General features: G+C 42.3%; 5 protein-coding genes. 2 read left to right on the top strand and 3 right to left on the bottom strand.

Annotated elements, in window-relative coordinates; translation table 11 throughout:
* The first annotated feature begins 248 nt into the window (after positions 1–248).
* Complete coding sequence (locus CAG68_RS03220) at positions 249–1,721, top strand: carboxypeptidase M32 (protein ID WP_005377788.1); 1,473 nt, start codon at positions 249–251, stop codon at positions 1,719–1,721.
* A 70-nt stretch (positions 1,722–1,791) separates the two neighbouring features.
* Here the strand turns inward: CAG68_RS03220 and CAG68_RS03225 are convergent, their stop codons facing one another.
* The 3 genes from CAG68_RS03225 to CAG68_RS03235 all read right to left on the bottom strand — a co-directional run bounded on the left by CAG68_RS03225 (position 1,792) and on the right by CAG68_RS03235 (position 4,008).
* A complete protein-coding gene (locus CAG68_RS03225; protein ID WP_053303308.1) occupies positions 1,792–2,742 on the bottom strand; it encodes an LpxL/LpxP family Kdo(2)-lipid IV(A) lauroyl/palmitoleoyl acyltransferase in 951 nt (316 codons plus the stop codon).
* 420 nt (positions 2,743–3,162) lie between these two features.
* A complete protein-coding gene (locus CAG68_RS03230; RefSeq protein ID WP_069593657.1) occupies positions 3,163–3,498 on the bottom strand; it encodes a DMT family transporter in 336 nt (111 codons plus the stop codon).
* Positions 3,499–3,621: 123 nt separating this feature from the next.
* Entirely contained in the window at positions 3,622–4,008 is a 387-nt protein-coding gene (locus CAG68_RS03235; protein ID WP_005377791.1) for a DUF6559 family protein, read from the bottom strand.
* Positions 4,009–4,348: 340 nt separating this feature from the next.
* On the opposite strand from CAG68_RS03235, the gene metA reads away from it, so the two are divergent.
* Positions 4,349–5,231 (top strand): homoserine O-acetyltransferase MetA (gene metA, locus CAG68_RS03240; RefSeq protein WP_161440786.1); only part of this gene is annotated, 883 nt, incomplete at its 3' end.

Here is a 5,231-nt window from a genome sequence, read left to right on the forward strand (position 1 = left end):
TTTAGGATGTGTATAAGGGACAGATATTATCGTGATAATTAATTGTTAATCCTTCATCAATACCGCCAATCCACAAGATTCGCAAGCTTCTTTTTTAAGAGAGCTATACAACTGGGTGAGTTTATGGACAATGGGTTGGAGTTAATTGTTAATTATTAGTAAATTAACGCAGGTTGCTTAGTGCAACACCATATGAAGGACCCGTTATCGGGTGTTTAGGGAAAGAACAAAAGAATAAGAGTAGTCACATGAACGCATTTACAAAACTCGTTGAACATTCCAAAAAAGTGGCAAATTTTGAGCATCTATCAGCCATCATAGATTGGGATCAAGCGGCGGTCATGCCACCTGGTGGCGCTGAAGCACGCTCGAATGCCACGGCAGAGCTCGATGTACATATCCATTCTTTAATGACTCAACCGCACTTGGGAGAGCTTTTCGCTCAGGCAGAAGAAGAGACGCTGTCTACAAAAGAAAAATCTATCCTAAGAGAAATGAAGCGTGGGTGGCAGCAAGCTAACTTACTACCAGAATCATTAGTTCAAGCTCAATCTCTTGCTGGCTCCAAATGTGAACATGCATGGCGTACGCAACGTGGAGAAAATGACTGGGCTGGTTTTGAAAAGAACTGGGCTGAAGTCGTAAAGCTATCGCAGGAAGAAGCGCAAATTAGAGCCGAAGCAAATGGCACGACTCCTTATGATGCCATGCTCGATGTTTATGAACCTGGCACAACGTCTGCGTCGTTAGACATTCTTTTTGCTGACGTGAAAACCTGGCTTCCTACTTTGATCGATGAAGCGCTTGAAAAACAACAATCAGACAACATCTTATTGCCAACTGCACACTACCCTGCGGAAAAGCAAAAAGCGCTCGGTTTGGAAGTCATGAAGCTACTTCAATTCGATTTTGAACACGGTCGACTTGATGAGAGTACCCACCCATTTTGTGGCGGTGTACCGACAGATGTACGTATTACGACACGTTATAATGAAAACGAGTTTGTCCAATCATTGATGGGGATTGTCCACGAAACTGGCCATGCTCGATACGAGCAAGGGCTACCAAAAGATTTATCAGGAACACCCGCGGGAGAAGCTCGCTCTATGGGTATTCATGAATCACAATCACTCTTCTTTGAAATGCAAATAGGACGAAGCAGCGCGTTTATCGATCACCTCGCTCGACTGGCTTCTAACCATTTTTCTGGTAGTGAATTCGAAAAAGACAATTTAGCCAAAATTTACACTCGCGTAGAAAAAGGCTTTATTCGCGTAGATGCTGACGAACTTACATATCCTGCTCACGTTATTCTTCGATATGAAATTGAGCGAGATCTCATGAACGGCGTCATCAAACATACAGATGTACCAGAACTCTGGAACGAAAAGATGAAAGCGTACTTGGGGCTATCAACCGAAGGAAACTTCAAAAATGGCTGTATGCAAGATATCCATTGGACAGACGGAAGTTTTGGCTATTTCCCGTCCTACACGCTCGGTGCGATGTACGCTGCACAATTTATGGCAGCAATGAAACAAACCGTCGATGTAGATGCGGTTATTCGTTCTGGCGACTTAGCTCCGATATTCAATTGGCTCTCGGAAAACATCTGGAGTAAAGGGAGCTTATTCACCACTGATGAGTTGGTAAAACAAGCCACGGGTGAAACACTGAATGCTAAACACTTTCAAGCTCACCTAAAAGATCGCTACTTATAAAGCGAAAAGAATAGAAAGTAAAAGCCCAAGGTTCGTATGTTCCTTGGGCTTTTTGTAGGCTATCTATGTGTTATGCCAAGCTAGGGATGAGCCTAGGCTTGTACAAACAGTCCTCACCCTCTGGTCTAGTTTTAAACCGACGATGAAGCCACATATACTGGCTCGGACTTGCCATGATTGATGTTTCAACTATTTGATTCACGAATGCGGCGGCGCGTTGATGATCCTCTTTCGGGAAACCTTCGACGGGCGCACTAATGGTTAGGGTATAGTGTCCGTCTTTTCCTCTTACCATCGTAAAAGGCACAATGGCGCAATCTGTAGAATCAACCAACAAACTTGTACCTGTCGTAGTACAAGCATTTTTAACGGCAAATAACGGTGCAAATGTCGAGCGTCGGTTACCATAATCGTGGTCCGGTGCATACCAAACCCGCTCACCCGTTTTAAGTGATTCAAGCATGGCTTTGACGTTTTTACGATCAATCAGTGTACGATTAGAGCGAGAGCGTCCCTTATACTGAAAATAATCAAAGCACGGATTATTGTTTGGGCGATAAACACCGGTTCCAGACTTTTTAATGCCAAAAGCTCGAGCACCTAACTCTAGATTCATTGAGTGTACGGCCAACATTAATGCACCTTTGCCTGACTTCTCTAAAGCCTCTAGATGCTCCATGCCTTTTATCGTGACGTGTTTGTTTACCCGTTTATCTGACCAAAACCATGCCATTGCGGTCTCAAAAAGTGCGATGCCAGTATTGTCGATGTTGTCTTTTAGAATTGCTTCGCGTTGGCATTTTTCCATATGAGGGAAGCAAAGCTCAAGATTGCGTCTGATCGTAACTTGACGTTTTCTCATGAATCGCATAGCTAAACGACCAATGTTGCGTCCCAAAGCTAGTTGAACTTTAAAAGGAAGGAGGCTAAGTAAGTACATCACGCTAATGATAATTAACGTTCCCCAGTAACGAGGCAAAAGAAATTCGGCCTTGAAAGCAGGCTTTTTGTATTTGTTCATGTAAGTATTGTCAGATGTGCCCATCTATAAGTGATAAAAACAATGATAATGGACTGCACTTTTATCATTGATAACGCTAATAACATAAATTAAAGCGCGCGGATTCTATGGTTCTTCGACACACTACACAATAAGAACTTTGCAGAAATATGTAGGGAATGAAAAAGCAGTAAAGATGAGTCGCCACGTTAACATCTATCGGAGTGATTTATCTACTGCCCTTTCCTAAAGTTTGAAGAAACATAACTTTGTATTTTCAATGCGCTAAATAATGCCTGTTTTTCAATCACATAATGCGACCGTTATGAATACAACAATAAGACGTCATATCAATACTCGCCATTAGCGATTGAATTTGTACTAAAAAGCCGCAGCAATTTCTCGCTGCGGCTTCTTATTCACTTAACAAGTAGAGTGGCGTTATTCGTGCCCTACTGTTTTGGATAATAAATTTACGATCAACACACCTGCGATGATAAACCCAATACCAACTAGGGCTGGTAAGTCTAGACGCTGTCCGTAAACAAAGTAACCAACCGTCGCAACCAAAACGATCCCAGCACCACTCCATATGGCATAAACAACCCCGACCGGCATTGTTTGCACTGTGACGGAAAGCAAGAAGAAAGCGATGCCGTAACCAATCAAAACGACTGTGCTCGGCATTACTTTCGTAAATTGCTCTGTTTTGGGAATATAAGAAGTGGCAATCACTTCACATACAATCGCTATCGACAGCGCCAACATTGGTGGCATAGAGACAAGCATTTTGAACATAAGGCATTAACGCTCAACAGAAATGTAACCGACAACATGTCCGGATAATTAGGCCGCGCATTATACCCAACTCATCTCACGATGGAATACCACTAACGATGTTTACACACCATCACTTTCGCTTACTTTTTGATGACCAGGTGAAAGGCTGACGTTTTGGTGCTGACGAGAAATTTCAAAGTAGATATGCATATCAATCGGCTCAGGTGTATTGAGTAGCATCTTACCTACTTCACGTTGGAAATGACCATAATTACCTAGCTCATCCGTTAGTTCTAGGAGCTCGTAAGAGGCTTCATCGGCAAACATTCCATACGCATACTGATAATGACTGATATCCTTGCTCTTATCATAACCCAGCTTTTGAAGAGCTTGATCAATCTCTTCCGGCGTATAAATGTCTTTATCACCAAACGAATGCAGTAGCACGCAAGGAACTTCTTGAGCGATGCTCTGAATCTTTGTCTTTCTCTTGAAAATACCGAACATAATGTCCTCCACTGACGATGTTTCCAAACATGCACATTAATGCAAAATGGTGAGCTGATTGTTTTTAGTATGGCTCATTAATTTGAGACTTCCTTACTACGAAGTCACCTTCACATATTAACGTGATCGCATAATTACCAGCAAATAGTACACACTGCGTTTCAAACCTATCTCATCAGAAACTCTGCTTTAGTCACAATTGTGTGACAACCCCGAGTACGGTTTACCATAATGTAAAGAGTAGATTGAAAAGTCGGATTTCGTATCGACATCTAAACTTAATTAAGTTAGCTTTAGAAGTATAGACGTCTAGATTGACTATGCTTAGGGAGAGAAAGTCGTGCCAATTAGAATTCCAGATCAATTACCAGCTACCGATGTATTAAGGACAGAAAACATCTTCGTGATGAGTGAAACGCGTGCAGCGAGTCAGGAAATACGTCCTTTAAGAGTGCTGATCCTTAATCTGATGCCAAAAAAAATAGAGACTGAAACTCAGTTTCTGCGTCTACTCTCAAACAGCCCACTACAGGTTAACGTCGAATTACTGCGCATTGATAACCGCCCGAGTAAAAATACGCCAACTGAACATTTAGACACGTTTTATCGCCAATTTGAAATGGTGCGAGATAAAAACTTCGATGGCATGATCATTACTGGGGCTCCATTAGGTTTGGTGCAATTTGAAGATGTCATTTATTGGGATCATCTCAAAACCATCATGGAGTGGGCAAAAGATCATGTGACATCCACTCTTTATGTTTGCTGGGCTGCGCAAGCAGGGTTAAAGCTACTCTACGATCTACCTAAAAAAACGCGTAAAGAAAAACTTTCAGGCGTGTATCATCATCAAATCCATCATCAGTTTCACCCTATCTTACGCGGATTTGATGACACGTTTTTGGCTCCTCACTCGCGTTACGCAGATTTTTCGCCTCACTTTCTAGAAGAGCATACTGACTTAGACATTTTAGCGACATCGGATGTCGCAGGTGTGTACTTGGCCACCACAAAAGACAAACGCAATGTCTTTGTCACAGGACACCCTGAGTATGATTCTCACACCTTACATAATGAATATATCCGAGATTTAAGCGAAGGTATGGAGCCCGCTATTCCTGTCAACTATTACCCAAACAACAACCCAGATAACCCACCAATTGCAAGCTGGAGAAGCCATGGACACCTCCTCTTTTTAAACTGGCTGAACTACTGTGTTTATC

The organism is Vibrio sp. V42_P2S4T144, from assembly GCF_009904715.1.
Lineage (GTDB): Bacteria > Pseudomonadota > Gammaproteobacteria > Enterobacterales > Vibrionaceae > Vibrio > Vibrio alginolyticus.